This window comes from Streptomyces sp. T12, from assembly GCF_028736035.1.
Lineage (GTDB): Bacteria > Actinomycetota > Actinomycetes > Streptomycetales > Streptomycetaceae > Streptomyces.
The window spans coordinates 2,022,698-2,047,709 of record NZ_CP117866.1 but is presented as its reverse complement, the minus strand read 5'-3'; the positions used below and the strand labels follow the sequence as shown (position 1 = coordinate 2,047,709).

Genomic DNA, 25,012 nt, shown 5'->3' with positions numbered 1-25,012 from the left:
TTCGATACGCCACTCGGAGCAGCCGTTCGGGGCGGCGGGGCGCCGGCGGAACAGGCGCTGACCTGGTGATCTTCGACCGACGAGACTTCCCCCACACAACGGCCGAAGGCCGTGACCTCGTGGTCACGGCCTTCGCCATTTCGCGTGTCCGAGGGGGGACTTGAACCCCCACGCCCGATAAAGGGCACTAGCACCTCAAGCTAGCGCGTCTGCCATTCCGCCACCCGGACAAGGTGTCTGTCGTGCGGGGTTTCCCCCGCGGCGACAGAGGAAACATTACCAGGCTTTCGAAGGGGGCCGATCACCCCCCGTCGTGGCGTGAACGGCGTGTGACGGGTCGCTGCCGGTCTTGGGCGCAACCGGAGGGAGGGGGAGGATGAGGGGGACCACCAGCGGCAACAGTGCGGGAGGAAGCAGCGTGAGCGAGACGGACACGGCCAGGGGCGTCACCGGCGAGGACGAGGTCGTGGACCTCTGCCGCGAGCTGATCCAGATCGACACCAGCAACTACGGCGACCACTCGGGTCCCGGTGAGCGCAAGGCGGCCGAGTACGTGGCCGAGAAGCTCGCCGAGGTGGGCCTCGAGCCGAAGATCTTCGAGTCGCACCCCGGGCGCGCCTCCACGGTGGCCCGCATCGAGGGCGAGGACCCCTCCAGGCCCGCACTGCTCATCCACGGCCACACCGACGTCGTACCGGCCAACGCGGACGACTGGACCCACCACCCCTTCTCCGGTGAGGTCGCGGACGGGTGCGTGTGGGGGCGCGGGGCCGTCGACATGAAGGACATGGACGCGATGACCCTGGCGGTCGTGCGCGACCGGCTGCGCAGCGGGCGCAGGCCGCCGCGGGACATCGTGCTCGCGTTCCTCGCCGACGAGGAGGCGGGAGGCAAGTTCGGCGCCAAGTTCCTCGTCGACAAGCACCCGGACCTCTTCGAGGGCGTCACCGAGGCGATCAGTGAGGTGGGCGGGTTCTCGTTCACGGTGAGCGAGGAGCGGCGGCTCTATCTGATCCAGACAGCCGAGAAGGGCATGCACTGGATGAAGCTGACCGTCGCCGGCACCGCCGGGCACGGCTCGATGATCCACCGGGACAACGCCATCACCGAGCTGTCGGAGGCGGTCGCGCGGCTGGGCCGGCACAAGTTCCCGGTGCGGGTCACCAAGACGACCCGGGCCTTCCTCGACGAGCTCGGTGACGCGCTCGGCACCGAGCTCGACCCGGAGAACATGGAGGGCACCCTCGCCAAGCTCGGCGGCATCGCCAAGCTCATCGGCGCGACCCTCAGCAACACGGCCAACCCCACGCAGCTCGGCGCGGGCTACAAGGTCAACGTCATCCCCGGCGAGGCCACCGCGCACGTCGACGGCCGGTTCCTGCCCGGGTTCGAGGAGGAGTTCCTCGCCGACCTCGACAAGATCCTCGGGCCCAAGGTCAAGCGCGAGGACGTGCACGCCGACAAGGCCGTCGAGACGAGCTTCGACGGGGCGCTCGTGGACGCCATGCAGTCCGCGCTGGTCGCCGAGGACCCGGCCGCGAAGGCCGTCCCCTACATGCTCTCCGGCGGCACCGACGCCAAGTCCTTCGACGACCTGGGCATCCGGGGCTTCGGCTTCGCGCCGCTGAAGCTGCCGCCGGAGCTGGACTTCGCGGGCATGTTCCACGGCGTCGACGAGCGGGTGCCGGTGGATGGGCTGAAGTTCGGGGTGCGGGTGCTCGACCGGTTCATCGATGCGTCCTGAATTGGCCCACTGAAACGACACTTCATTATTCGGCCAGGCGTACGGGATATGACCGAGGGGAGTGAACACGCTCATAAGGTCGTAGCCCTATTAGTTCCTCCTCGTTACAGGTGATGCGATCAGCTACTTGTGATCGCATTGCCAACAAGGAGGAATAATGATCAAGAAGGTCGTCGCTGCTGCGGCTGCCACTGGTGGGCTGGTTCTCGCGGGCGCGGGCCTGGCCGTTGCCGACGCCGGTGCTCAGGGTGCCGCGGTGCACTCCCCGGGCATCCTGTCGGGCAACGTCGTTCAGGCGCCGATTCACGTCCCCGTGAACGTCTGCGGCAACACGGTCTCCGTGGTCGGTCTGCTGAACCCTGCCTTCGGCAACACCTGCATCAACAAGTGACGTTGTGCCTCGCCCCGTGAATGGGGCTGAGCCCGTCGGCCCCGGAGCGCACGCCATGCGCTCCGGGGCCGACCGGCCTTTCGGAACGTCGGTCGAATTTCCGACGTCGTCCTTTCGGAACAAGGTCGAAGGCAGGTAATCAGTAAATGCGACAGGTCACCCGCAAGGGCCTGATGACCATGGCGGCCGCGACCGGCGTCATCGCCGCCGCGGGCGGCGCCGCCCACGCAACCGGCTCGGGTGCGGACGGCACCAGCACGAACTCGCCCGGCGTGCTGTCGGGCAACACGGTGCAGGCGCCGGTGCACGCGCCGGTCAACGTGTGCGGCAACACGGTCAACGTCGTCGGGCTGCTCAATCCGGCGAGCGGCAACAGCTGCAGCAACCAGGGCGGCGCGTCCGCCGGCCACGGGGACTCCGGTGGCGGCTCAGGGGCGTCGACGGGTGGGCACGCCAGTGACTCGCCCGGCATCGGTTCCGGCAACCACGTCGAGGCGCCGGTCGATGTGCCGGTCAACGTGTGCGGCAACAGCGTCGACGTCATCGGCATCGGTAACTCCGTCGAGGGCAACGACTGCACCAACGGCGGCGGTGGCTCCGGCCACACCCCGCCGGGCGGCGGCCACGAGACCCCGCCCGGGTCGCCGGAGCAGCCGGGCAACCCCGGTAACCCCGGCAATCCGGAGAACCCCGGAAACCCCGGAAGCCCGCAGAACCCGGTCGAGCCCACCCACCCCGGCACCCCGAGCACGCCGCCCAGCACGGGCGGCGAGACGCCGGGCGGTGGCTCCTCGCACGGGAACCAGCCGGGCGCCCAGTCCGTCACCCAGCCCCAGGGTGACGCAGAGCTCGCCCAGACCGGAAGCGACCTGCCGATGGGCCTCGTCCTGCCGGTCGGCGCGGGGGCGCTGCTGGCGGGCTCGGTGCTGTACCGCAAGGCACGGGCCTCGGCGTAGGCCAATAGTCGTCCGGCACGAGTAGTCGGTAGCCGTCCGGCACGACTGGTCCGTAGCCGTCCGGCGTGAACGCAGCGGGCCCCGCCGCGACGGGGCCCGCTCCGTTGTTGTTTCTCCTGCTGCCCCCGTTTCGCTGTCTTTCTGTCGCCTCAGCTCACCACGTGGCCCGCACCTGGCGGATGATCCGGCGGCGCAGCCGCACCCTGCGGCTGCCGTCGCGCAGCAGGCTCAGGCGGTCCAACTCCCAGTGTCCGTACTCGGCATGGTCTGTCAGCAGGCGTGTGGCGTCCTTGCGGGAGACCCCGCGCGGTACGTACACGTCGACAAATTCGTATTCCGGCATCGCATCTATTGTGCGGGCTGGGGCCCGGTACGGATAGCGTCTGCACTATGTCTGATGCTGTGCAGCCCACCGCTGCCGAGGTACGCGCCGCCGCCGAGGCGGTCAAGACCGCGCTCGACCGCCACCTGGCCGCGGTCGAAGGCCGGTCGGGGGAGGACGACCCGGCCGTCTACGAGGCGTTCAACCAGCTGGCCGCGGCCGCCGAGACCTACGACGAGCTGCTCTACGACCGCTACGACGAGGTTACGCCCTTCGAGATCCCCGGTACGGAGGACGCCCTGCCGCCGTACACGGGCCCCGAGGAACCGAACGCGGTGAGCGTGCTGATCCGCCGCGACTACTCCGTCGTGGAGCCGCAGCGGCTGCTGGCGCAGGCCCAGCGGGTCGAGGCGGCGGACTACGACGACGGTGCGGACACGGATGCCTCCGGCACGGTGCACGGGGCGCTGGGCATCCTGTTCGGCGAGTTCGAGCCGGATGAGATCGCCTCCCGGCACAAGGAGTTCGGCCTGGAGGAGGGCGACTCCACGCTCTGGGTCACCGCCTCGGACGAGCAGGCCGACCCCGGCGAGTGGCTGGAAGCGCCCTTCGAGGGGGTCGATCCCCAGCGGGTGGTCTGCCGCTTCGACGTCAGCACGGTGTTCGACGACGAGCTGGAAGACCTCGACGAGGCGGACGAGGGCGACGAGGACGCCGACGACTCCGACGACATCGATGACGACCTCGACACGGAGCTGGACGAGGACGAGGACCTGGAGCCGCTGGACTCGGACCGCTGAGCGGAGGCGACGGCTGTGGGAGGGCGGCGGTCATGGGAGCTGGGGCTTCCGTGACCGCCGCCGTTGTTTGACGGGGGCGGGGGCGGGGGCGGGGGTGTTGGTGTCGGCGGCCGACCGATCAGCCGGCCGTCGTCAGCTGGGGTGCCAGCAACGCCGGCAGGCGGGTCGTGCGGGGCTTGGCCGGGATTTCGGCGACCGCTCGGGGGAGGGCCTGTTCCGCGCCGTGGACCACGGAGAGGTGGCGGTCGGCGCGGCTGAAGGCCGTGTAGACCCAGGGGCGGCTCAGGGCCTGGGCCGCGTCGCCAGGGAGGACCACGACGACCGCCGGCCAGCGAGTGCCGGCCGCCTGGTGCGCGGTCAGGGCCCAGCCGTGCCGTAGGGACTGCTCCACCCGCTCCTTCGGTACGACGACGGCCTCGCCCGCGCAGGTCAGGTGCAGCCCCTCGGCGTCGGCCTTCACCACCTGTCCCGGCACCGTACGGCCCGGCGCGGGGGAGTAGGCGATGCGGTCACCGGGGTCGAAGCCGGCGAAGCGGCCGGGGCCGGGGTTGAGCCGTTCCTTGAGCGCGGCGTTGAGGGCGCGTGTGCCGGCCGCACCGCCGTGGCCCGGCGTGATCACCTGGGTCTCCTCGGTCGGGACGCCGATCGCGCGTGGCACCGAGTCCGCGACGAGCTGCACGGTACGGTGCACGGCCTCGCCCGCGTCCCGCACCGGCACGATCACGACCTCCTTGCCGGGCGCCTCGACCTGGTTCAGCTCGCCGATGCCGATACCGGACACCAGCTCGCCCAGCGGGCCGGGATCCGGTCGCCGCGAGGCGATCTGCGGGCAGATCCGCGCCGTCAGCAGATCGGCGAACACCCGCCCGGGGCCCGCCGACCACAGCACCGCCGGATCCCCGGCCAGCACCAGCCGGGCCCCGTCCGGCAACGACTCCGTGAGCAGAGCCGCCGTCTCGACGTCCAGCTGAGGCGCGTCGAGCACGACGAGCAGATCGAGGTCGAACGCCCCGTCCGCGTCCCGACCGGGTCCTTCGGCACCGGAGAGCAGACCGGCCACGGTGGCGACGCCGGGCGCGGACTCCGCCTGCGTGGGGTTATCCGGCTGGAGTGCCCCGCTCAGCAGCGCCGAGAAGCGCCCCCGGCCGACCGGGCCGTGGGTGGCCGCCCAGGCCCGCACGCCGAGAGCCTGCGCCGTGCGCAGCAGTGCCGCCGGTTCGGTCAGGGACGCTTCCCCGCCGGTGTGGAGGACCAGGCCGTGCGCGGCGACCGCGCGGATCAGGTCGGCGGCGGAGCCCGCGGCGGCCGCGGCCCGCTCCCACTCCTCGGCCGAACCGTCCTGCTTCGGCACCGAGTTGATCAGGCGGGCCAGTCCGTCGGCGAGGCTCTCCTCCGCGAGGGCGTACCGCTCCAGGCCGACGAGGACACGGACGGGCCGTTCCTCGTCCTCCGCCAGCTCCTCGTCCCGGCGGGCCGGGGTTGCGGGCTCGTCCAAGGCGTCCTGGAAGACCAGGGCCTCGCCCTCGGCCAGGGTGTCCTGCACGGCCGTATCGGCGTCCGGCACACCCCGTTGGGCCAGCGCGGCGGTGAGTGCGGGCATCTCCAGGGCCGTGTGCCCGGCCAGGGCCGCCTGCTCCAGGAGCCAGACGGTGACCGCCCGGCCGCGCCGCTCGTCGTCCGGTCCGGCCTCCGCGCCGAGCAGCGCCCGCGCGAACCCGTCGGCCTGCTCCGGCCGTACTCCGCCGACGCGCAGCAACTGCCAGGGGTCCGCCCGCAGTTGGTCGCCCGCGCCCTCGCCGAGGACCGCGGCGACCTGCGGGGCGAGAGTCTCGGGGGCGCCGCCTTCGGTCAGCACGCGCCGCACGGACTCGACGGTCTCCTGAGCGGGGCCCGCGGGCGCTTCGGCCACCACGGGCTGCGGCCGGCGTACCGGCTCAGGGGCGGGGCGGCGCGGTGGTTCGGGCTCGCTGAAGACGTTGGCCACGGGCTTCGCACCGCTCTCCACGGCCCGTACGGCGGCGAGCAGATCGGCGGCCTTCCCGCTGAGCTTGGCCCCGCTCTCGAGGGGTCCCGCCTTCTCGGCCTTGCGCCGCTCGATCCGCTCCCGCTCGATCCGCTGAGCGGCGATCTCGGCCTCGGCCTCGGACAACTGCGCCGCGGACGACTCTGTCGGGGACGACTCCGTGGGGGATCCGCCGTCGCCCTTCTGGTCCTCCGACGACTGTGCCCCGCCGTCACCGTCACCGTCTTCGGCCGTGGAACTCCGGGCAGTGGTGTCGCCGTTGCCGGCCCCCGGCGTCCCGCCCTCGGGCTCGGCCCCCGGCGTCCCCGGCTCCGTGTCCTCCGTGGTCTCGGGCGGCTCCGTGCTCACAGCGTGCTCCAGTCGTGATCGGGATAGCGGTGCACGGGCGCCGACACGTCGTCGAGCGCCCGGCAGATCTCGTCAGGAAGACTAAGGGCCTCCACTGACAACGCCGCCGTGAGCTGCTGTGCGTTGCGCGCGCCTATGACGGGCGCGGCCACGCCGGGCCGGTCGCGGACCCAGGCGAGGGCGACCTGGAGCGGGGTCACGGCGAGCCCGTCGGCCGCTGTCTGCACGGCGTCCACGATGCGGCTCGCCGTGTCGTCGAGGTACGGCGCGACGAACGGTGCCAGATGTTCCGAGGCGCCGCGTGAGTCGGGCGGCGTCGCATTGCGGTACTTGCCCGTCAGCACCCCGCGCCCCAGCGGCGAGGACGGCAGCAGACCGATGCCCAGATCCAGCGCGGCCGGCAGCACCTCGCGTTCCACGCCGCGCTGGAGCAGCGAGTACTCCAGCTGTGTGCTCGCCAGCCGGGTCCGTATGCCCGGCGCCGCCAGCTGCCAGGTCGCGGCCTTGGCGAGCTGCCAGCCGCAGAAGTTGGAGACACCGGCGTAGCGGGCGCGGCCGCTGCTGACCGCCAGGTCGAGGGCCTGGAGGGTCTCCTCCAGCGGGGTGTCCGGGTCGAAGGCGTGGATGTGCCAGACGTCGACGTAGTCCGTGCCGAGCCGGGTCAGCGAGGCGTCCAGCGCGGAGAGCAGGTGGCCGCGCGAGCCGTCGAAGCGGCGGTCGGGGTCGGGCACGCTGCCCGCCTTCGTCGAGATGACCAGGTCCCGGCGCGGGACCAGCCCTTCTATGAGCCGTCCGAGCAGATACTCGGCCTCTCCGTCGCCGTACACGTCCGCCGTGTCGACGAGGGTGCCGCCCGCCTCCCAGAACGTCTTCAGGACGTCCGCGGCGTCGTGCTCGTCGGTGTCCCTGCCCCAGGTGAGGGTGCCGAGCCCGATCCGGGACACGCGCAGGCCGGTGCGGCCGAGATGCCTCTGCTCCATGAACGCCGAGATTACTGGCCAGAACCTGCCATGTGGGGGCCTGTGGATGACCAGTTTCCGGGACGGTGACCGGGGATGCCGAGGGCCGGCCGGGCGACGCCCGCCACACCGGCCTCCCCGTGAGAGGTCCGTCGCGCTAGGGTCGGCCCCACAAGGGACGTTACTGATCGGTAAGGGGAATCCGCCATGCAGCTCGGGATCAACCTCGGCTACTGGGGCGCCGGAATGGACGCGGACAATCTCGCCGTCGCGCAGGAGGCCGACCGGCTGGGATACGCCGTGTGCTGGGCCGCAGAGGCGTACGGCTCGGACGCGGCCACCGTGCTCTCCTGGGTCGCCGCCCAGACCGAGCGCATCGACGTGGGCTCCGCCATCTTCCAGATCCCGGCCCGCCAGCCGGCGATGACCGCGATGACGGCCGCGACCCTGGACTCGCTCTCCGGCGGCCGCTTCCGGCTCGGCCTCGGCGTCTCCGGACCGCAGGTCTCCGAGGGCTGGTACGGCGTCAAGTTCGACAAGCCGCTGGCACGCACGCGTGAGTACGTCGAGATCGTCCGCAAGGCCATGACGCGCGAGCGCCTGTCGTACGAGGGGCAGCACTGGACGCTGCCGCTGCCCGGCGGTCCCGGCAAGCCGATCAAGCTGACCGTGCACCCGCAGCGCGAGCACATCCCGCTGTACATCGCCGCCATCGGCCCGAAGAACCTGGAGCAGACCGGCGAGATCGCCGACGGCGCGCTCGTGATCTTCCCCTCCGCCGAGCACCTCGAGGAGACCACGATCTGGCACCTGCGCGCGGGGCGCGAGAAGGCCGGCAAGACCCTCGACGGGTTCGACGTCTGCCCGACGCTCCCGCTCGCCGTCGGCGAGGACAAGGACGTGACCACGCTCGCCGACACCTTCCGTCCCTACACCGCGCTGTACGTCGGCGGCATGGGCAGCGCCAAGCAGAACTTCTACAACCAGCTCGCGCAGCGCATGGGGTTCGAGGCCGCGGCCGCCGAGGTCCAGGAGAAGTACCTGTCCGGCGACAAGCAGGGCGCCGCGGCCGCCATCCCGCACGAGCTGATCGACAAGACGACGCTGCTCGGCTCCGTCGACCGCATCGCGGACCGGATGAAGGAGTACGCGGCGGCCGGGGTCACCACCCTCAGCCTCGCTCCCGCGGGCTTCACGCTCGACGAGCGGCTCGCCTCGCTCCGCGCCGGCACCGAGGCCCTGGAGCGCGCCGGACTGGCGTAGCACGGGGGAGAGTGCCGGAAGTTTCCTGCGGCCGTGGTGGGGGCTCGGGGGTCTTCCCCGCCACGGCCGTTACGCAGAACAACGCGCGCGTGGCCGCGCGGTTACGCCCCCTCGCGCCCCGGCTGGTCATTCTTTTGGCGGAGTTGTCCGACACAGCTGTTGCAGTGCCTCTCTCGCCGCATTTGACTCGTTCTTTGCGGAATCCTGCGGAGTCCGGCGTCCTGCGCCCTGCAGAGAGGTGTCCAACGATGCTTTCGGCCAAGAGTCTGTTCCAGGAGATCCTCGACAACGACGAGTCCTTCCGCCTGTTCTGCTCCATCGCGGCCAGCGGGGAGTCCCAGGGCGGCTGGGAGAACGCCCGCATCGCCGCGCTCGTCCCGGAGAGCGAGCGCCCTCTCGCACCCAAGATCACCCGGCACGGCGCGGACGAGGACAAGCACGGTCGGATCTTCAACGCCCTGATGAAGAAGCGCGGCCTGCGACCGGTGCCCGTCCCGCCCGAGACCGACTACACGATGCTCCTGGAGAACCACGGCATCGGTCTCGCCCACGACAAGCTCAAGGGCGACGAGCCGCTCACCGTCCAGGACATCGTCACCTACCTGTCGCACAGCAGGGTCACCGAGCAGCGCGCCTCGGAGCAGATGGAGTTGCTGCGCAAGCACTTCGCCGACCACCCCGACCTCGGCCGCCCGGTCAGGATGATCTCCCACGACGAGGACAACCACCTCGCCTACTGCCACGAGGAGTTGCTGCGCTTCGCGGCCCAGGGACACGGCCGGGCCATCCAGCGGACGCTGCGCGAGTGCGCGCTCGCGGAGATCCGGATCTACCGGGACGTCAGCCTCGCGGTCATGGACCACATGGGGCGCATCCTCGGCTGGCCGAGGGCGAAGGCGGCGGTGCTCGCGGCCGGCATCCACGCGGTGTACGCCTGGGAGCGGGTCGCGGGCTGGCGGCGCATGGTGTCCCTGAAGATGCCGGAACGACGCGACGCGCTCGGCGGACCCGCCACCTCGGCACCCGAGTTCGCCTGACGCCGTGCGGGTCGCTACAACCAACCCCGGCTCTTGAACAGCCGGTACAGCAGCACCTCGAGGGCGGCCATCCCCGCGATCAGCACCGGATACGACCACCGCCAGTCCAGCTCCGGCATGTGGTCGAAGTTCATGCCGTAGATCCCCGCGATCATCGTGGGGATCGCGGCCATGGCCGCCCACGCGGAGATCTTCCGCATGTCGTCGTTCTGCCGGACGCTCATCTGCGCGAGATGTGCCGAGAGGATGTCGGAGACCAGCCGGTCCAGGCCCTCCACCGCCTCGTTCACGCGCGTGAGGTGGTCGCTCACGTCGCGGAAGAAGGGCTGCGCCTTGTCGTGCACGAAGGGCACGCGCGCGCCGATCATGCCGGTTCCCGCGAGCCGGGACAGCGGCTGGGCCAGTGGGCCCGTGGCCCTGCGGAACTCCAGGATCTGCCGCTTGAAGGCGTAGATGCGCGACGCCGAGTGCCGTGAGCCGCCCCCGGTCGGCGAGAAGACCTCCGTCTCCAGCTCCTCCAGGTCGGTGCCCAGCTCGCCGACCACGTCGACGTAGTGGTCGACCACCGCGTCGGCGATCGTGTACAGCACCGCCGTGGGACCGTGCCGGAGCATCTCGGGTTCGTGCTCCAGACGGCGCCGTACGACCCCGAGGGGCGCCTCCTCGCCGTGCCGGACCGTCACCACGAACGAGTCGCCGATGAAGACCATGACCTCGCCGGAGGAGACGATGTCGCTCTTCGGCTCGTACCCGACCGGCTTGAGGACCATGAACAGCGAGTCGTCGTACACCTCCAGCTTCGGCCGCTGGTGCGCCTTCAGGGCGTCCTCGACGGCCAGCGGGTGCAGCGCGAACTCCTCCGTGACCCGGTCGAACTCCTTCTCCGTGGGCTCGTACAGCCCGATCCAGACGAACGCATCGTCCTGTAGACGGCACAGATCCAGGGCGTCGGAGAGGTCCTCGGGCCCCTCTGTCCGGCGCCCGTCCCGGTAGATGGCGCAGTCGACGATCACGGAGCGTATTGTCCCGCCGTCCGGCGGCAAATGCACGCTGACATTTTCGCCTCCGGGCCGCCCAAGCCGGTGTCGAGAGCCCGACCGTGCTCGACCCTTCGGGCCTCCGCGCGCTCGACCTCTCGACACCGGCGCGGCCCTTCGGCGAGCGTCGTGCGCCTACGCTGGGCGGCATGCCCACGCTGATCCTGGTCCGGCACGGACGTTCCACCGCCAACACCGAGGGACTGCTCGCCGGGTGGACGCCCGGCGTCGCCCTGGACGAGCGCGGCGCCGCGCAGGCCGCCGCCCTGCCCGGGCGGCTCGACGGGCTGCCGATCTCCGAGGTCGTCAGCAGCCCCCTGCAGCGCTGCCAGGAGACGATCGCGCCGCTGCTCGAGGCCCGCCCCGGCCTGCGCGCCCACACCGACGAGCGGATCGGGGAGTGCCACTACGGCGACTGGTCCGGCCGCAAGCTCGCCGAGCTGGGGGACGAGCCGCTGATGGAGGTCGTCCAGGCGCATCCGTCGGCGGCGGCGTTCCCCGGCGGTGAGTCGATGCGGGCGATGCAGACCCGCGCCGCCGAGGCCGTACGCGAGTGGAACGCGCGCGTGGAGCGCGATCACGGGGCCGACGCGGTGTATCTGATGTGCTCGCACGGCGACGTCATCAAGTCCCTCGTCGCGGACGCACTCGGTCTTCATCTCGACCTCTTCCAGAGGATTTCCGTTGAACCGTGTTCCATCACCGCGATCCGTTACACACGCCTGAGGCCGTTCCTCGTACGCCTCGGGGACACCGGTGATTTCGCGTCCCTCGCCCCCCGCGAGGAACCGCCGGCCGGCGACGCCACCGTCGGGGGCGGCGCGGGCGCACCGTGATCGTCCGGCGCAGTAGGGTGAAGCGGTCGAAGTAGCGCTCGTACTCACGATTTCGCCGCACGCACGATTTCGCCGTACTCACGATTCCAATGGAGACAGGACGTGTCCCGTCAGGTGTTCCTCTACGACCCCCCGGACCGCTTCGTGGCCGGTACGGTCGGGCTTCCCGGACGCCGTACGTTCTTCCTCCAGGCCACCGCAGGCTCCCGGGTGACCAGCGTGGCCCTGGAGAAGACCCAGGTCGCCGCCCTCGCCGAGCGCATGGACGAGCTGCTCGACGAGGTCGTACGGCGTAGTGGCGGCAGCGCCGCCGTCCCCGCCGTGGCGCCCACCGAGATCTCCGACACCGCCCCGCTGGAGGCCCCCGTCGAGGAGGAGTTCCGCGTCGGCACCATGGCGCTGGCCTGGGACGGCGAGGAGCAGCGCATGATCGTGGAGGCGCAGGCCCTCGTCGAGCTCGACGCCGACTCCGAGGAGGACCTCGCCGAGGCCGAGGAGCGGCTGCTGCAGGACGAGGAGAACGGGCCCCCGATGCTGCGGGTCCGGCTCACCGGCGCGCAGGCGAGGGCCTTCGCCAAGCGCGCCCTGGACGTCGTCAACGCCGGGCGGCCGCCGTGCCCGCTGTGCAGCCTCCCGCTCGACCCGGAAGGACATGTATGTCCGCGCCAGAACGGATACCGCCGCGGAGCGTGACCCCGGTGGACCTGCTCGCCGAGGGTGAGCTGACCGTGCGCGGACGCATCCGCGAGGCGTCCAACGCGGCGCTGTTCTGCACGGTCGCGTACGAGGGGCAGGAGGCGTCCTGCGTGTACAAGCCGGTCGCCGGTGAGCGGCCGCTGTGGGACTTCCCCGACGGGACGCTCGCGCAGCGCGAGGTCGCCGCCTACGAGGTCTCCGAGGCGACCGGCTGGGGGCTCGTACCGCCCACCGTGCTGCGGGACGGGCCGAACGGCGAGGGCATGGTCCAGCTGTGGATCGACGTGACGCCCGAGGCCGAGCTGCTCGCCCTGGTCGACGGCGAGGAGCCCGAGCCCGGCTGGAAGGCGGTTGGTCTCGCCGAGGTCGGCGAGGGCAGGACAGCCCTGCTGGTGCACGCCGACGACGAGCGGCTGCGGCGGCTCGCGGTCCTGGACGCGGTGATCAACAACGCCGACCGCAAGGGCGGGCATCTGCTGCCCACCCAGGGCGGCCACCTGTACGGCATCGACCACGGCGTCACCTTCAACGTCGAAAACAAGCTGCGGACGCTGCTGTGGGGGTGGGCGGGGGAGGCACTGACGGCGGAGGCGGTCGAGGCGCTCGGCTCCCTGCGGGAAGGGCTGAGGGAGGGTGGCGCGCTGGCCGTACGGCTGGCCGGCCTGATCACAGCCGCGGAAGCGGCGGCCACACGCGCGCGTGTCGACGCGCTGCTCGCATCCGGGCGGCATCCGGAGCCGAGCGGGGAGTGGCCGGCCATTCCCTGGCCGCCTGTCTAGCAGCACAATGGCCGGTATCGCGCAAGAAGGCCTTACCGGCCATCCGGTCTGGTCCGGTTCGTATCCGGAACATCCGTCCGGTTAGGCTCATGACATGTATGCCTGGCCCGCTTCTGAGGTCCCCGCCCTGCCTGGTCAGGGCCGCGACCTGAGGATCCACGACACCGCGACCGGCGGTCTGGTCACCCTCGACCCCGGTCCCGTCGCCCGTATCTACGTCTGCGGCATCACCCCGTACGACGCGACCCACCTCGGTCACGCGGCGACCTACAACGCGTTCGACCTCGTGCAGCGCGTGTGGCTCGACACCAAGCGGCAGGTTCACTACGTCCAGAACGTCACCGACGTCGACGATCCGCTGCTGGAACGGGCGGCGCGCGACAACATCGACTGGGTCGCCCTCGCCGAGAAGGAGACCGCCCTCTTCCGCGAGGACATGACCGCCCTGCGCATGCTGCCCCCGCAGCACTACATCGGCGCTGTCGAGGCCATACCCGGCATCGTGCCGCTCGTCGAGCGCCTGAGGGACGCCGGCGCCGCCTACGAGCTCGAGGGGGACATCTACTTCTCCGTCGAGTCCGACCCCGACTTCGGCAAGGTGTCGGGCCTCGACGCCGCCGCCATGCGACTGCTGTCCGCCGAGCGCGGCGGCGACCCGGACCGTCCGGGCAAGAAGAACCCGCTCGACCCGATGCTGTGGATGGCCGCCCGCGAGGGCGAGCCCAGCTGGGACGGCGGTTCGCTCGGACGCGGCCGGCCCGGCTGGCACATCGAGTGCGTCGCCATCGCCCTCGACCACCTCGGCATGGGCTTCGACGTCCAGGGCGGCGGCTCCGACCTCGCCTTCCCGCACCACGAGATGGGTGCCTCGCACGCCCAGGTGCTGACCGGCGAGTTCCCCATGGCCAAGGCGTACGTCCATGCCGGCATGGTCGCCCTGCACGGCGAGAAGATGTCCAAGTCCAAGGGGAATCTGGTCTTCGTGTCGCAGCTGCGGCGCGAGGGCGTCGACCCCGCCGCCATCCGGCTCGCCCTCCTCGCCCACCACTACCGGGCCGACTGGGAGTGGACCGACCAGGTCCTCCAGGACGCCCTCGCCCGCCTCGACCGCTGGCGTGCCGCGGTGTCCCGGCCCGACGGGCCGTCCGCCGACGCGCTCGTCGAGGAGATCCGCGAGGCCCTCGCGAACGACCTCGACGCCCCGGCCGCGCTCACCGCGGTCGACCGCTGGGTCGAGCTCCAGCACGAGCAGGGCGGTACGGACATCGGCGCCCCCGGTGTCGTGTCGCGGGCCGTGGACGCGCTGCTGGGCGTGGCCCTGTAGGGGCCTGAGAACGAGACAGGGGCGCTTCCTCCCGCGGGAGGAAGCGCCCCTTTGGTTCCTGTGCCGGTCAGATGGTTCCCGGGCCGGTCAGATCCTGCGGATCTGGATGCCCCGCAGGACCAGCGGCTGGTTGCTGTCCCACACGCCGATGACCTGGTGGCCGAACGCGAAGGCCTCCTGGACCTGGTCGTGGGTCTGCAGGTTCGGGTTGTTGAAGACCCGGAACACGTTGTTGATGCGCAGGAAGATCTGCGAGGGCTGCCCCGGCAGCGGCTGGACGATGTCGATGTAGCCGTTCGCGATACCGGCCTGCAGGACCTCCGTCTGGACCTGCTGGACCGCGGCCTGCGTGACCTGCTGCATCAGCTGCAGCACCTGCTGCTCGGCCTGCTGTTGCTGCTGGTCGCCCTGGAGCGGTTGCCGGCCGTAGCCCTGCTGCTGTCCGAGCTGCTGCAGCAACTGCTGGAAGGGCTGCTGCTGGCCGAGCTGCTGGAGCTGCTCCAGGGAGCCGCTCATGCCGTACGGCTGCTGCTGGCCGTAGCCCTGCTGTTGGCCGTAGCCCTGCTGCTGGCCGAACGGCTGCTGCTGGTACGGCGACGTGCTCGGGAACTGCTGGCCCTGCTGTTGTCCCATGTGACTCATCTGCGGGGTGGTGCTCATACGGGTGTCACCTTCCCTTGATGTGATGGGCTGCGTCAGCCGGTGATCACCAGGCCGACGATCTCGTCGTCCGAGAACCACACTCGGACATCGGGCCGTCCCCCCGCGAAGGCGGTGTGGACCGCCTGGCGGATCTCCGGGGACGGATGATTGAGGTTGCGCCACTCGCCGGCCACGAACAGCCGGAGCCTGGGCGGAAGTTCAGGCGGATACGGCAGCAACTCGTCCCAGTACCGCTCGGCCTTGCCCGAGCCGACCGCCTGCGGCACCAGATGGGTCACCGCCGCCTTGATGTCGGGCCGGTGGCCGATCCGCTGGGAGGCGGGCCGGCCCGGCGCGTCCTGCTGCGGGGACCCGGTGGCCCGCAGCACCGCACGCGCACGTTCCGGGGACATCGGCTGCTGGCCGGCCGCCTTGAGCATCCCCTGCAGCGCGGCCAGCGCGCCGACCACCACCGGGGAGGCGGACGACGTCCCCGAGAACGTGTCGGTGTACCAGGCGATCTCCTCGGGCCCGCCCTGCAGATCGCCGGGCTTGTCCCAGAAGCCGCCGGTCGTCGTCACCTCGCGCCCCCAGCCCTGCGCGTCCACCCGGGCGCCGTAGTTGGAGAACGCGAGCCGTGAGCGGTCCGGGCCGTGGTCGCGGCCGTGCGTGCCGGGCGGCGGTGCGCCCGCGCCGACCAGGACGGCGCCGGAGGACGGGTTGGACGGGTTGAACGGGTTGCGCCACGTCTCCGGGAAGCCGTCCGGTCGACGCTCGTAGACCGCGTCGTCGAGCGACTCGGCGCCGTTGCCCGCGGCCGCCACCACCAGGACGCCCTTGGCGGTGGCGTAGCGGATGGCGGCGAGGTCGTCCGGCCACCACTCGAGCGCGATGTAGCCGCGCTGGTCGTCGCGGTCGGCGTACTCGAACCGGGGCCCCGGGCGGTGCAGTTCGATCAGCACGATGTCGCCGGGGCCGAGCCGGTCGGCGGCCGCGTGGATCGCGGCCGCCGTGCCGATGCCCTGGAAGGACGCGGCCGCGGTCACCGTGTCCGGCACGATGCCGGTGATGCCGAACTCGCCCCGGTCACCGCCGATCACCCCGATCACGGCGGTGCCGTGGTTGCGCCAGGCGAGGTCGGACAGCGGGGTGCCGACGACGACGCCGGCCAGCTTGGCCGCCAGGTCCTCGTGGCCCAGCTGCCAGGAGCCCTCCACGTCGATCACGGTCACGTCCTGACCGGTGCCGCCGGGCCGCTGCCAGGCCCAGTGCGCGTCGATGCCCTCGGGCGCCGGCCGCAGATAGCCCTGCCGGCCGCTGTAGTCGGGGGTGACCGGCGCGCCCTCCTTCAGGCGCCCGCTGTCCTCCCCGATCTGTCCGAGGACGGCCGGCACCGCTCCCGGCTTCACATACGCCGAGTCGATCCCCGGCAGCGCGGCGATGCGCGCCCGCAGCTCCTCGGCGCGGCTCTCCCCGCCGCGCACCCGGTAGAACAGCGCGAGGTCGGGCACGTCCTCGGCGCCGGGGGCCTGCTGAAGTCGCTCCTCGCTGCCGAACAGCGGCTCCAGCGCGAGTTGTTCGTCGGTGAGGAACATGTTGAGGGCCGACATGTCGGCGCCCGCCACCGACCGGACACCCTCGGCCTGGGCGCGCAGCCTGGACTCCGGGCGGGCGACGACGATCAGTTCCTGCTCGGCTCCTCGATAGGTGAATCCCGCTCCGTCGGGCCCCGGCCCGGACGCTCCCGGGCCCTGCGCCGGCTGTGCCTGGTCGCTCATCGTCTGCCGCTCCCTTCGGTCCTGCGGGTACCAAGTGCGGGTGGTGCGGCGCGCCTTCGCAGGACAACCAAGCACTCCCGGCCCGGTCCGTCCAGACTTATTTCGCCAAGTCGGTTTTAAGTAAGTTGAATTGGGTACCGCGCCCAATCCGTCCTGAAAGAGATGTCACGCCACAATCGGGCCAGATACTGTCCAGACGCTGTCGAGAGGCCGTCCATTGCTGCGGAGGCGCCGGGCGTGTGATGGGGTGGACGAGTCAGTTGACCGTTGGACCAGCTGTTGGCCGGTCCTGTCCGCGGAAGGACGCACAGTGGCCCCCGAACACCGCTCCTTCGCACCTCATCCCACCCGCCGCAGACTCTTCACGGCCGGCGCCGCCACCGCCGGTGCCGTACTCGTCGGGTCTGCCGGCACCCCCGCGGCAGCGGCCGGAAAGACCCGGCCCACCGTGATCCACCTCCCGAACGGCTTCCGCCCGGAGGGCATCGCCGTCGGCGGCGGACCGTACGCCTACCTCGGCTCGCTCGGCGACGGCTCGATCTACCGCGCCGACCTGCGCACCGGAGAGGGCGGCATCATCTCCACCGGCCCGGGCACGCCCTCGGTCGGACTCAAACTCGACGACCGGGGACGCCTGTTCGTCGCCGGACGCGGCCAGGGCGCCCGCGTCGTGGACGCCCGCACCGGCGCGATCCTCGCCTCGTACGTCCTCACCACGGCGACCCCGACCTTCGCCAACGACGTGTTCCTGACCCCGCGCACCGCCTGGTTCACCGACTCCTACCAGCCCGCGCTGTACGCCCTGCCGCTCGGTCGGCACGGCGAACTGCCGGACCCGGACGACGTCGTGACGGTCACGCTGAGCGGCGACTGGAGCCAGGTCCCCGGCGAGGTCGTGAACGCCAACGGCATCACCCGCACCCCCGACGGCTCGGCCCTCCTCGTCGTGCAGTCCGGGGTCGGCGGCCTGCACCGCGTGCACCCGCGCACCGGCGTCACCGAGCTCGTCGACCTCGGCGACGCGGCCCCGCTCACCAACGGCGACGGCCTGCTGCTGATCGGGCGCACGCTCTACGTCGTGCAGAACCGGCAGAACGCCATCGACGTGTTCGAGCTGGCCGCCGACGGCCGCAGCGGCGTCTTCCAGAGCCGCATCACCGACCCGCTCTTCGACGTGCCGACCACGGTGGCCGCCCACCAGGGCCGCCTCTACCTGCCCAACGCGCGCTTCACCACGACACCGACGCCTGAGACGACGTACGACGTGATCTCCGTATCGGCCTGACGAGCCCGTCCCCGCGGGACGGACGAGGGCGGTGCGCCCCGCGCACCGCCCTCGTCCTCACTCCTCCGACGACTCGTCGTCGTCCGTGCCGCTCGGCTTCGGCGGCTTGGGCGGCTTCGCACGGCCGCTCGGGTTGTCCCTCAGGAAGGGACCGGCCTCCCCGCCGTCCGCCGTTGCGTGCCCGCCGGCCGACGGACCGCCGCCGTCCCGTCTGCGCAGATACCGCTCGAACTCACGGGCGATCGCCTCGCCCGACGCCTCCGGCAGCTCCGCGGTGTCCCGGGCCTCCTCCAGCGACTGCACGTACTCGGCGACCTCGCTGTCCTCGGCGGCCAGCTGGTCCACACCCACCTGCCAGGCGCGCGCGTCCTCGGGCAGTTCGCCCAGCGGGATACGCACGTCGATCAGGTCCTCCAGGCGGTTGAGGAGGGCCAGCGTCGCCTTCGGGTTGGGCGGCTGCGAGACGTAGTGCGGTACGGCGGCCCACAGCGACACCGCCGGTACGCCGGCGTGCGTACAGGCTTCCTGGAGGACGCCGACGATGCCCGTGGGGCCCTCGTACTTGGTCTCCTCCAGGTCCATCCGGCGGGCCAGGTCCGCGTCGGACGTGGTGCCGCTGATCGGGACCGGGCGCGTGTGCGGGGTGTCGCCGAGCAGAGCGCCCAGGATGACCACCAGCTCCACGCCCAGCTCGTGCGCGAAGCCGAGCAGCTCGTTGCAGAACGAGCGCCACCGCATGGACGGTTCGATACCTCGGACGAGTACGAGATCACGTGGCTTCTCGCCGCCGACGCGGACCACCGACAACCTTGTCGTCGGCCAAGTGATCTTCCTCACCCCGGCATCCATCCACACCGTGGGGCGGTTGACCTGGAAGTCGTAGTAGTCCTCGGCGTCCAGCGCCGCGAACACCTCGCCCTTCCACTCCCTGTCCAGATGCGCGACCGCGGTGGAGGCGGCGTCGCCGGCATCGTTCCAGCCCTCGAACGCGGCCACCATGACCGGGTCGATCAGCTCGGGAACCCCCTCGAGCTCGATCACCCAGTGCCTCCTTCCGACGTGCCCTCGCTTGACCACCCAACCTTACGGCGTGCGGCGGGGGCGTCCGCAGCCCCCTTGCACGGGGGAGTGAACGGATCACTGCCCCGTTCGCCACCCCGGAACACCCGCTAGAGATCCGATGTCCGACGAATGGCAAGCGGCGGGGCAGGTCGGGCGGTATCACCCGCCCATGTGAAGGCCGGGCGATCGGCCGCCCGGTGCCCTGTGGGTGCGGAACTGTGCGTCGGGTGAGCGGAGTTGCCCCCAGGTCACGCGTGCGGCGCGCCGGGATCGTGTATCTGCCCCTGGGGCGGGCGCCTGTCTGTGGACTACGCCGAGTTGGGGGCGGCGGCGCCGGGTGAGTACGGGGTCCGACGCTTGCCGGGGTGCTGCTGGACCGGCGTCTGGTGCTGCCCGTGCTCGACGGGTTCGACGAACTGCCCGCCGAAATGAGCGGGTTGGCGCTGCACCGGATCGGTGAGGCGTTGCCGTACGGCTGCGGGCTGGTGCTGTCGAGCAGGCCCGCGGAGTACCGGGCGGCGCTGCGGCCCCGGACGGGGGCGTCGACGCGGCCGGGGGCGATACGCCGGCCGCGGCGCGGTGGGAGCCGGTGGTGGCGTTGCTGCGCACGGATGCGCCGACGGCAGGGGCGCTCAGGAGCCCGCCGAGGGTGTCCCTGGCGCGGTCCGTGTACAACCCCCCGGCCGGGGGGCAGGCAGAGGGGGGGCCTTCCGGGCCCTGCGGAGCTGGGCTCGGGCGGGTCCACCCGGCGGTACATCGCGCCCGCCGATCCAGTCGCGGCGGGCTGCGCGGCACTCCAGGTGGGCGTGGTTCGCGGCGGCCTGCCTGCTCCTGGACGGTCTGTGGACGGTCCCCGTCGACCGAGAGCCGGCACCGGGTCTACGCGGTCGGGCTGGTCCCCTCGCTGCTGACCGGGCGCACCGGCGCCGTCCACCAGTTCCGCCCCATCGAAGTGCAGCACCGCCTCGCCGAAGGGGACCTCCGCCCCGGGCCGTGACTCACAGCGTCGACCGCAGCCACTGCTCCACGCTCGCGATGTGCACCGTCGCCCACGACCGCGCTGCCTCCGCGTCCCGGTCCCGCAGTGCCTCCAGGATCGCCCGGTGCTCGTGCAGGGTCCGGCTCACCGCGTCCTCCTGGGTCAGTCCCCGCCAGATACGCGCCCGCGTCGTCGGCCCCGACAGGCCATCGAGGAGCGAGCACAGCACCGAGTTCCCCGAGCTCTGCACGATGCCCCGGTGGAACTCCAGGTCACTGGCGACGAGCTCCTCCACCGACGGAGCGCTGCCGAGCTTGTCCAACTGGTTGGCCAGCGCGTCCAGTTGCTGCTCGCTGATCCGCGACGCCGCCATCGCCGTGGCGGCCGGCTCCAGGATGCGGCGCACGGCGAGGAACTCCAGCACCGTGTCGTCGCGGTGGAAGTCGACGACGAAGCTCAGCGCCTCCAGCAGCAGCTGCGGGTCCAGGCTCGTGACGTACGTGCCGTCGCCCTGCCGCACGTCCAGGATCCGGATCAGTGACAGGGCGCGCACGGCCTCGCGCAGGGAGTTGCGGGAGAGCCCGAGGTCGGCGGCGAGCTCGCTCTCCTTGGGGAGCCGCTCGCCGGGGCGCAGCGCGCCGGAGACGATCATGCCCTTGATCTTCTCGATCGCCTCGTCGGTTACTGCCATGGCCGCCCTCCCGGTCGTTCAGGATGTCGCGCAAGACATCCGACGTCTCAGTCACATTATGCGGTCTGTTCACACGAGCGCCTCCAGGTCGGCGATCACCGCTTCCTCGTCCAGCGTCTGCAGCGCCCGGTCCCGCATCAGCACGCGCCCCTCGACGACCGTGTCCCGCACGTCCGCCGAGTGTGCCGCGTACGCCAGCGTGGACCACGGATCGTGCAGCGGACGCAGATGCGGGGCGCTCAGGTCGAGCACGATCAGGTCGGCCCGCTTGCCGGCCTCCAGCGAGCCCAGCTGCTCCCCGAGCCCCAGCGCCCGCGCTCCCTCGATCGTCGCCATGCGTACGGCCCGCTCGGCGCCGACCGCCGTGGGGTCGCCGCCCGCCTTGTGCACCAGCGCCGCCTGCCGCACCGCCCCGAGCACGTCCAGGGTGTTGGAGCTGACGGCCCCGTCCGTGCCGAGCCCGACGGTCACCCCGGCGCTCAGCAGCCGGGGTACCGGCGCGATGCCGCAGCCCAGCTTCAGGTTCGACACCGGACAGTGGGCCACGGACGTGCCCGTGCGGGCCAGCGCCGCGATCTCCGGTCCGGTGAGCTCCACGGCGTGGGCGAGCAGCAGGTCGGGACCGAGCAGCCCGAGGGAGTCGAGCAGTTCCACGGGGCGCTTGCCGTACCGCACCTCGACGGTGGCGACCTCGGTCGCGTTCTCGGCGGCGTGGATGTGCAGCAGTGCCCCGAACTCCCGTGCCAGGGCGGCGATCTCGGTGAGCTGGTCGGGGGAGAGGGTGTAGGTGGAGTGCGCGAAGACGACAGGGCGGACGCCATGGCGTGCCGGTCCGCGTGCCTCCAGGTCACGGCGGGCCCACGCCATCCGGTCCTCGTAGGCGAGCTTGTCCGGCGGCTCCGGTACGTCCATGAAGGTGGGCCCGGTCAGCAGCCGCCAGCCCGACTCGCGGGCCGCCCGCTCGGCCGCCTCGTGGAACCAGTACATGTCCAGCGCCGAGGTCACCCCGGCCCGTACGCTCTCGGCCACCGCCACCCGCACCGCCGCCGCCACGTTCTTCGGGGCCAGCAGCTCGGCCTCCCACCGCAGCACCCGCTCCAGGAAGCCCTGGAGCGTGACGTCGTCGGCACGGCCGCGCAGCAGGGTCATCGCGAGGTGGGTGTGGGTGTTGATCAGACCGGGGAGGACGAGACAGCCCGCGGCGTCGAGGGACTCCGTCGCTGTGAACCGCGTACACAGCTCCCCGGCGGAACCGACGGCGACGATCTCGCCCTCGTGGACGGCGACCGCCCCGTCCCGTACGACGGTTCCGGCGTCGTCGACCGTCAGGACGTCACCGCCGTGGACCAACAGGTCGATCGCGCTCACGCCGCGCTCCCCTCCGGGCGGTCGGCGGCATACTCCTCCGCCAGCAGCCGCAGCGCCTCCAGCGACACCACCGCGCCCCGCTCCACACCGGCCGCGACGACCTCCCGGTGCGGGTTGTACCCGCCGGTTGCGTCCTCGTCGACGAGTTCGTCGGCGTTGGCGCCGTCGACGACCAGCACGCCTCCGGCGACCAGGCCCCGCAGCGAGGCCGTCACCAGCAGTGCCGACAGCTCCATCTCGATCGCCGCGAGCCCGGCACCTTCGTACGAGAACAGCGGCAGCAGCCCCGGCTGGAACGCCGCCCGCGTCCACACGATGCCCCGGTGGTGCGGGGCTCCGGCCTCCCGCGCGGCCCGCTGCAGCGCGAGCACCGCCTCGGGCGCGGCCACCGCCGGGTACTCCGGCGGCAGCAACTGCTGGGTGACCCCGTCGTCCCGTACGGCCGCCTCCGCGACGACGAGGTCGCCGTCGCCGATACCCGGCCGCATCGCACCCGCCGTACCGAACCGGAGGATGGTGTGGACCCCCGCGTCCGCGAGCTCCTGGAACATCAGGATCGCGCCCGGCCCGCCCACCCCGTGCGAGGCGACGGTGACCGGCACGCCTTTCCAACTCCCGCTGAACACGCGGTACTCACGGTGGTGGGACACCTCCTCGGCACCGTCCAGCAGGGCGGCGACGGCCGCCGCGCGCGCCGGGTCGCCGACGACGACCGCGCGCGCCGGGAGCCCGGTGCGGGGTATGCGGGTGACGGGCAGCAGGTCCTGGGGCAGGTCCTGGCTCATGAAGCGGCTCCGGAGGGGCGGATACGGCGACGGCGGCGGGCCGTCGTGAGGAACAGGGCGCCGAGCGTGACGACGTACGGCGCGGCGTCGGTCGCCTGCTGCGGCAGACCGAGGCCCTGGAGGCGGAAGCCGGCCGCCTCGGCGAGGCCGAACAACAGGGCGGCCAGCAGGACACCGACCGGGGCGGCGCGGCCGAGCATGACGGCGACGACGGCGATCCAGCCGCGGCCCGCGGTCATGTTCTCGGTGAACAAGGTGACGTTACCCAGGGCGAGTTGGGCGCCCGCCAGCCCGCACAGGACACCGGAGACCAGGATCGCCCCGTACTTGTACCTGACCGGGCTCACCCCGAGGGTCGCCGCCGCGTCCGGAGCCTCGCCGACCCCGCGGAGCCTGAGCCCCCACACGTGCCGGGACAGCAGCACCGCGGCCACCGCGACCGCCGCCCACGACAGATAGGTGAGCGGGGTGAAGCCACCGATCAGCGGGAGCCCGGCGAGCGACGGGTCGTCAAAGGTGCCCTGCACGCCGAAGACCGTACGCAGCAGGAAGCCGGTCAGGCCGACGGCCAGGAGATTCATGGCCACGCCCAGAACGACCGCGTCCCCGCGCAGCGTCACCGCACCCACGGCCAGGATCAGCGAGTACCCGGCCGCCGCGAGCGCCGCCGCCAGGACGCCGAGCCAAGGGCTGCCGGTGAACCAGCTGGTGGCCACCGCCGTGAAGCAGCCCATCAGCATCATGCCTTCGAGGCCGATGTTGAACACGCCCGCCCGCTCGCAGATCGCGCCGCCGAGCGCGGCCAGCAGGATCGGGGTGAGCGCGCGCAGCGCCGACATCAGCAGATCGGAGTCGAAGAACATCACACCGCCTCCTTACGGCGGTCGAACCAGCGGCCGGGGAAGCGCAACCGGGCCGCCAGGAACACGATCACGATCGCCTGGAGCACCTGCGTCAGCTCGCGCGGCACCTCGGTCGTCCGCTCCATCGCGAGCCCGCCGACCTGGAGGACCGCGAAGAAGAACGAGGAGATCACCGTGCCGATCGGGGCCGCCATCGCCAGCAGCGCGGCCGTGAGCCCCGTCCAGGTGTAGCCCGGCGCGGTGAGCGAGCCGTCGACGAAGCGGTACGGGAAGCTCAACACCCCGATCGCGCCCACCAGTCCGGCGAGCGCGCCCGAGACGGACATCAACTTCAGGGTCAGGCCCCGGCGTTCGACACCGGCGTAGGCCGAGAAGCGCGCGTTGAGGCCGGTCATGCGTATCTCGTACCCGACGGCGGTGCGCCGATCCGTGAAACAGTACGCGGCGGCCGCGACGGCGACGAGCACCAGCCCGACGGTCACGGTCGAGTCGCCGAAGGAGGGCAGCTCCACCCCGTCGGGCATCGCCCGGGTCTGGGGGAGGCTGGAGCCGGGCTCCTTGAGCGGGTAGCGGGCCAGGTAGGAGGCCAACGACACCGCGGGGTAGCTGAGCAGCAGGCTGCTGACCAGCAGCGGGACGCCGAGGTGGTTCTCGCACAGGGCGGCGAGGGTCGCGTAGGCCGCACCGGCCGCCATGCCCGCGAGGAGGGCGAGGACGACGGTCAGGGGGGCCGGCAGCGGTGAGTACAGGCCGGTGACGGCCGCGGTGATGCCACCCAGCACCATCTGCCCGTCACCGCCGAGGTTGATGAGCCGGGCGCGCAGCGGGATCGCCAGCGCGAGCGCCATGCCGAGCACGCTGGTGGTCGTGGTCAGGGTGGAGCCGATGCCGTCGGCGCCGAGCGCGCCGGTCAGGACCGCCTCGTAGGCCGTGATCGGGTCCGCGCCGGTGCCGACGAGGAAGAGCGCGCCGATGAGGACGCCCGCGAGCACGGAGAAGGTGACGGGGGAGCGCAGGGCTCCGGTGATGCGTGCTGGATTCATG

24 protein-coding genes and 1 tRNA gene are annotated in these 25,012 nt (G+C 71.8%); 11 read left to right on the top strand and 14 right to left on the bottom strand.

Features of this window, described 5'->3' with window-relative positions; genetic code table 11:
- Positions 1-145: 145 nt before the first annotated feature.
- Positions 146-230 (bottom strand) — tRNA-Leu (locus tag PBV52_RS09035).
- A 188-nt stretch (positions 231-418) separates the two neighbouring features.
- Between PBV52_RS09035 and PBV52_RS09030 the strand changes: the two genes are divergently transcribed.
- The 3 genes from PBV52_RS09030 to PBV52_RS09020 all read left to right on the top strand — a co-directional run bounded on the left by PBV52_RS09030 (position 419) and on the right by PBV52_RS09020 (position 3,091).
- A complete protein-coding gene (locus PBV52_RS09030; protein WP_274237768.1) occupies positions 419-1,744 on the top strand; it encodes a M20/M25/M40 family metallo-hydrolase in 1,326 nt (441 codons plus the stop codon).
- 157 nt (positions 1,745-1,901) lie between these two features.
- Positions 1,902-2,135: a chaplin ChpH gene (gene chpH, locus PBV52_RS09025; RefSeq protein ID WP_274237767.1), complete on the top strand. Its 234-nt coding sequence runs from the start codon at positions 1,902-1,904 to the stop codon at positions 2,133-2,135.
- A 146-nt stretch (positions 2,136-2,281) separates the two neighbouring features.
- On the top strand, positions 2,282-3,091 hold the full coding sequence (locus PBV52_RS09020) for a chaplin (protein ID WP_274237766.1): 810 nt from the start codon (positions 2,282-2,284) through the stop codon (positions 3,089-3,091).
- Positions 3,092-3,245: 154 nt separating this feature from the next.
- On the opposite strand, the gene PBV52_RS09015 is transcribed toward PBV52_RS09020, so the two are convergent.
- The gene (locus tag PBV52_RS09015; protein ID WP_005485166.1) at positions 3,246-3,434 is read right to left on the bottom strand and encodes a DUF5703 family protein; all 189 of its coding nucleotides are present in this window, start codon (positions 3,432-3,434) and stop codon (positions 3,246-3,248) included.
- 47 nt (positions 3,435-3,481) lie between these two features.
- Here PBV52_RS09015 and PBV52_RS09010 point away from each other — a divergent pair, with 47 nt between their 5' ends.
- Complete coding sequence (locus PBV52_RS09010) at positions 3,482-4,213, top strand: hypothetical protein (RefSeq protein WP_274237765.1); 732 nt, start codon at positions 3,482-3,484, stop codon at positions 4,211-4,213.
- A gap of 118 nt (positions 4,214-4,331) precedes the next feature.
- On the opposite strand, the gene PBV52_RS09005 is transcribed toward PBV52_RS09010, so the two are convergent.
- Together PBV52_RS09005 and PBV52_RS09000 are read right to left on the bottom strand one after the other, a co-directional pair.
- Positions 4,332-6,584 carry a helix-hairpin-helix domain-containing protein gene (locus tag PBV52_RS09005; protein ID WP_274237764.1) on the bottom strand — a complete coding sequence of 751 codons (2,253 nt, stop codon included), beginning with the start codon at positions 6,582-6,584 and terminating at the stop codon, positions 4,332-4,334.
- Entirely contained in the window at positions 6,581-7,564 is a 984-nt protein-coding gene (locus PBV52_RS09000; protein WP_274237763.1) for an aldo/keto reductase, read from the bottom strand. The genes PBV52_RS09005 and PBV52_RS09000 overlap by 4 nt, the downstream gene beginning before the upstream one ends.
- 186 nt (positions 7,565-7,750) lie before the next feature.
- On the opposite strand from PBV52_RS09000, the gene PBV52_RS08995 reads away from it, so the two are divergent.
- Positions 7,751-8,806 (top strand): LLM class F420-dependent oxidoreductase, encoded by a 1,056-nt coding sequence (locus PBV52_RS08995; protein ID WP_274237762.1) that lies wholly within the window; start codon positions 7,751-7,753, stop codon positions 8,804-8,806.
- 248 nt (positions 8,807-9,054) lie between these two features.
- On the top strand, positions 9,055-9,843 hold the full coding sequence (locus tag PBV52_RS08990; RefSeq protein WP_274237761.1) for a ferritin-like domain-containing protein: 789 nt from the start codon (positions 9,055-9,057) through the stop codon (positions 9,841-9,843).
- A 14-nt stretch (positions 9,844-9,857) separates the two neighbouring features.
- Here PBV52_RS08990 and corA read toward each other — a convergent pair whose 3' ends face one another.
- On the bottom strand, positions 9,858-10,856 hold the full coding sequence (gene corA, locus PBV52_RS08985) for a magnesium/cobalt transporter CorA (RefSeq protein WP_274237760.1): 999 nt from the start codon (positions 10,854-10,856) through the stop codon (positions 9,858-9,860).
- Positions 10,857-11,029: 173 nt separating this feature from the next.
- Here corA and PBV52_RS08980 point away from each other — a divergent pair, with 173 nt between their 5' ends.
- The 4 genes from PBV52_RS08980 to mshC all read left to right on the top strand — a co-directional run bounded on the left by PBV52_RS08980 (position 11,030) and on the right by mshC (position 14,515).
- A complete protein-coding gene (locus tag PBV52_RS08980; protein WP_274237759.1) occupies positions 11,030-11,716 on the top strand; it encodes a histidine phosphatase family protein in 687 nt (228 codons plus the stop codon).
- Between the two features lie 102 nt (positions 11,717-11,818).
- Positions 11,819-12,409, top strand: coding sequence for a DUF3090 domain-containing protein (locus PBV52_RS08975; RefSeq protein ID WP_274237758.1), 591 nt, complete (start codon positions 11,819-11,821; stop codon positions 12,407-12,409).
- The gene (locus PBV52_RS08970) at positions 12,373-13,191 is read left to right on the top strand and encodes an SCO1664 family protein (RefSeq protein WP_274237757.1); all 819 of its coding nucleotides are present in this window, start codon (positions 12,373-12,375) and stop codon (positions 13,189-13,191) included. Before PBV52_RS08975 ends, PBV52_RS08970 begins: the two co-directional genes overlap by 37 nt.
- A gap of 94 nt (positions 13,192-13,285) precedes the next feature.
- Complete coding sequence (gene mshC, locus PBV52_RS08965; RefSeq protein ID WP_274237756.1) at positions 13,286-14,515, top strand: cysteine--1-D-myo-inosityl 2-amino-2-deoxy-alpha-D-glucopyranoside ligase; 1,230 nt, start codon at positions 13,286-13,288, stop codon at positions 14,513-14,515.
- Between the two features lie 87 nt (positions 14,516-14,602).
- Here the strand turns inward: mshC and PBV52_RS08960 are convergent, their stop codons facing one another.
- A complete protein-coding gene (locus PBV52_RS08960; protein ID WP_274237755.1) occupies positions 14,603-15,175 on the bottom strand; it encodes a hypothetical protein in 573 nt (190 codons plus the stop codon).
- Between the two features lie 35 nt (positions 15,176-15,210).
- Positions 15,211-16,935: a S8 family peptidase gene (locus tag PBV52_RS08955; RefSeq protein WP_274237754.1), complete on the bottom strand. Its 1,725-nt coding sequence runs from the start codon at positions 16,933-16,935 to the stop codon at positions 15,211-15,213.
- A 310-nt stretch (positions 16,936-17,245) separates the two neighbouring features.
- Here PBV52_RS08955 and PBV52_RS08950 point away from each other — a divergent pair, with 310 nt between their 5' ends.
- Positions 17,246-18,220 (top strand): SMP-30/gluconolactonase/LRE family protein, encoded by a 975-nt coding sequence (locus PBV52_RS08950; RefSeq protein WP_274237753.1) that lies wholly within the window; start codon positions 17,246-17,248, stop codon positions 18,218-18,220.
- Positions 18,221-18,277: 57 nt separating this feature from the next.
- On the opposite strand, the gene PBV52_RS08945 is transcribed toward PBV52_RS08950, so the two are convergent.
- The 7 genes from PBV52_RS08945 to PBV52_RS08915 form a co-directional block, all read right to left on the bottom strand.
- A complete protein-coding gene (locus PBV52_RS08945) occupies positions 18,278-19,261 on the bottom strand; it encodes a PAC2 family protein (protein WP_274237752.1) in 984 nt (327 codons plus the stop codon).
- Positions 19,262-19,590: 329 nt separating this feature from the next.
- Positions 19,591-19,731 (bottom strand): hypothetical protein, encoded by a 141-nt coding sequence (locus PBV52_RS08940; protein WP_274237751.1) that lies wholly within the window; start codon positions 19,729-19,731, stop codon positions 19,591-19,593.
- 549 nt (positions 19,732-20,280) lie between these two features.
- Entirely contained in the window at positions 20,281-20,952 is a 672-nt protein-coding gene (locus tag PBV52_RS08935) for a FadR/GntR family transcriptional regulator (RefSeq protein WP_274237750.1), read from the bottom strand.
- 69 nt (positions 20,953-21,021) lie between these two features.
- Complete coding sequence (locus tag PBV52_RS08930; RefSeq protein WP_274237749.1) at positions 21,022-22,320, bottom strand: amidohydrolase; 1,299 nt, start codon at positions 22,318-22,320, stop codon at positions 21,022-21,024.
- On the bottom strand, positions 22,317-23,093 hold the full coding sequence (locus tag PBV52_RS08925; RefSeq protein WP_274249340.1) for a nucleoside phosphorylase: 777 nt from the start codon (positions 23,091-23,093) through the stop codon (positions 22,317-22,319). Before PBV52_RS08925 ends, PBV52_RS08930 begins: the two co-directional genes overlap by 4 nt.
- Positions 23,094-23,101: 8 nt before the next feature.
- Complete coding sequence (locus PBV52_RS08920) at positions 23,102-23,968, bottom strand: ABC transporter permease (protein WP_274237748.1); 867 nt, start codon at positions 23,966-23,968, stop codon at positions 23,102-23,104.
- Positions 23,968-25,011 (bottom strand): ABC transporter permease, encoded by a 1,044-nt coding sequence (locus PBV52_RS08915; protein ID WP_274237747.1) that lies wholly within the window; start codon positions 25,009-25,011, stop codon positions 23,968-23,970. The genes PBV52_RS08920 and PBV52_RS08915 overlap by 1 nt, the downstream gene beginning before the upstream one ends.
- Position 25,012: the final 1 nt, after the last annotated feature.

Coding starts and splice junctions, on each gene's coding strand:
- PBV52_RS09010 (WP_274237765.1), top strand. CDS start 3,482: ATGTCTGATGCTGTGCAGCCCACCGCTGCCGAGGTACGCGCCGCCGCC.
- PBV52_RS09020 (WP_274237766.1), top strand. CDS start 2,282: ATGCGACAGGTCACCCGCAAGGGCCTGATGACCATGGCGGCCGCGACC.
- PBV52_RS08915 (WP_274237747.1), bottom strand. CDS start 25,011: ATGAATCCAGCACGCATCACCGGAGCCCTGCGCTCCCCCGTCACCTTC.
- chpH (WP_274237767.1), top strand. CDS start 1,902: ATGATCAAGAAGGTCGTCGCTGCTGCGGCTGCCACTGGTGGGCTGGTT.
- PBV52_RS08935 (WP_274237750.1), bottom strand. CDS start 20,952: ATGGCAGTAACCGACGAGGCGATCGAGAAGATCAAGGGCATGATCGTC.
- PBV52_RS08990 (WP_274237761.1), top strand. CDS start 9,055: ATGCTTTCGGCCAAGAGTCTGTTCCAGGAGATCCTCGACAACGACGAG.
- PBV52_RS08955 (WP_274237754.1), bottom strand. CDS start 16,935: ATGAGCGACCAGGCACAGCCGGCGCAGGGCCCGGGAGCGTCCGGGCCG.
- PBV52_RS08970 (WP_274237757.1), top strand. CDS start 12,373: ATGTCCGCGCCAGAACGGATACCGCCGCGGAGCGTGACCCCGGTGGAC.
- PBV52_RS08995 (WP_274237762.1), top strand. CDS start 7,751: ATGCAGCTCGGGATCAACCTCGGCTACTGGGGCGCCGGAATGGACGCG.
- PBV52_RS08920 (WP_274237748.1), bottom strand. CDS start 23,968: ATGTTCTTCGACTCCGATCTGCTGATGTCGGCGCTGCGCGCGCTCACC.
- PBV52_RS09000 (WP_274237763.1), bottom strand. CDS start 7,564: ATGGAGCAGAGGCATCTCGGCCGCACCGGCCTGCGCGTGTCCCGGATC.
- mshC (WP_274237756.1), top strand. CDS start 13,286: ATGTATGCCTGGCCCGCTTCTGAGGTCCCCGCCCTGCCTGGTCAGGGC.
- PBV52_RS08960 (WP_274237755.1), bottom strand. CDS start 15,175: ATGAGCACCACCCCGCAGATGAGTCACATGGGACAACAGCAGGGCCAG.
- PBV52_RS08980 (WP_274237759.1), top strand. CDS start 11,030: ATGCCCACGCTGATCCTGGTCCGGCACGGACGTTCCACCGCCAACACC.
- PBV52_RS09015 (WP_005485166.1), bottom strand. CDS start 3,434: ATGCCGGAATACGAATTTGTCGACGTGTACGTACCGCGCGGGGTCTCC.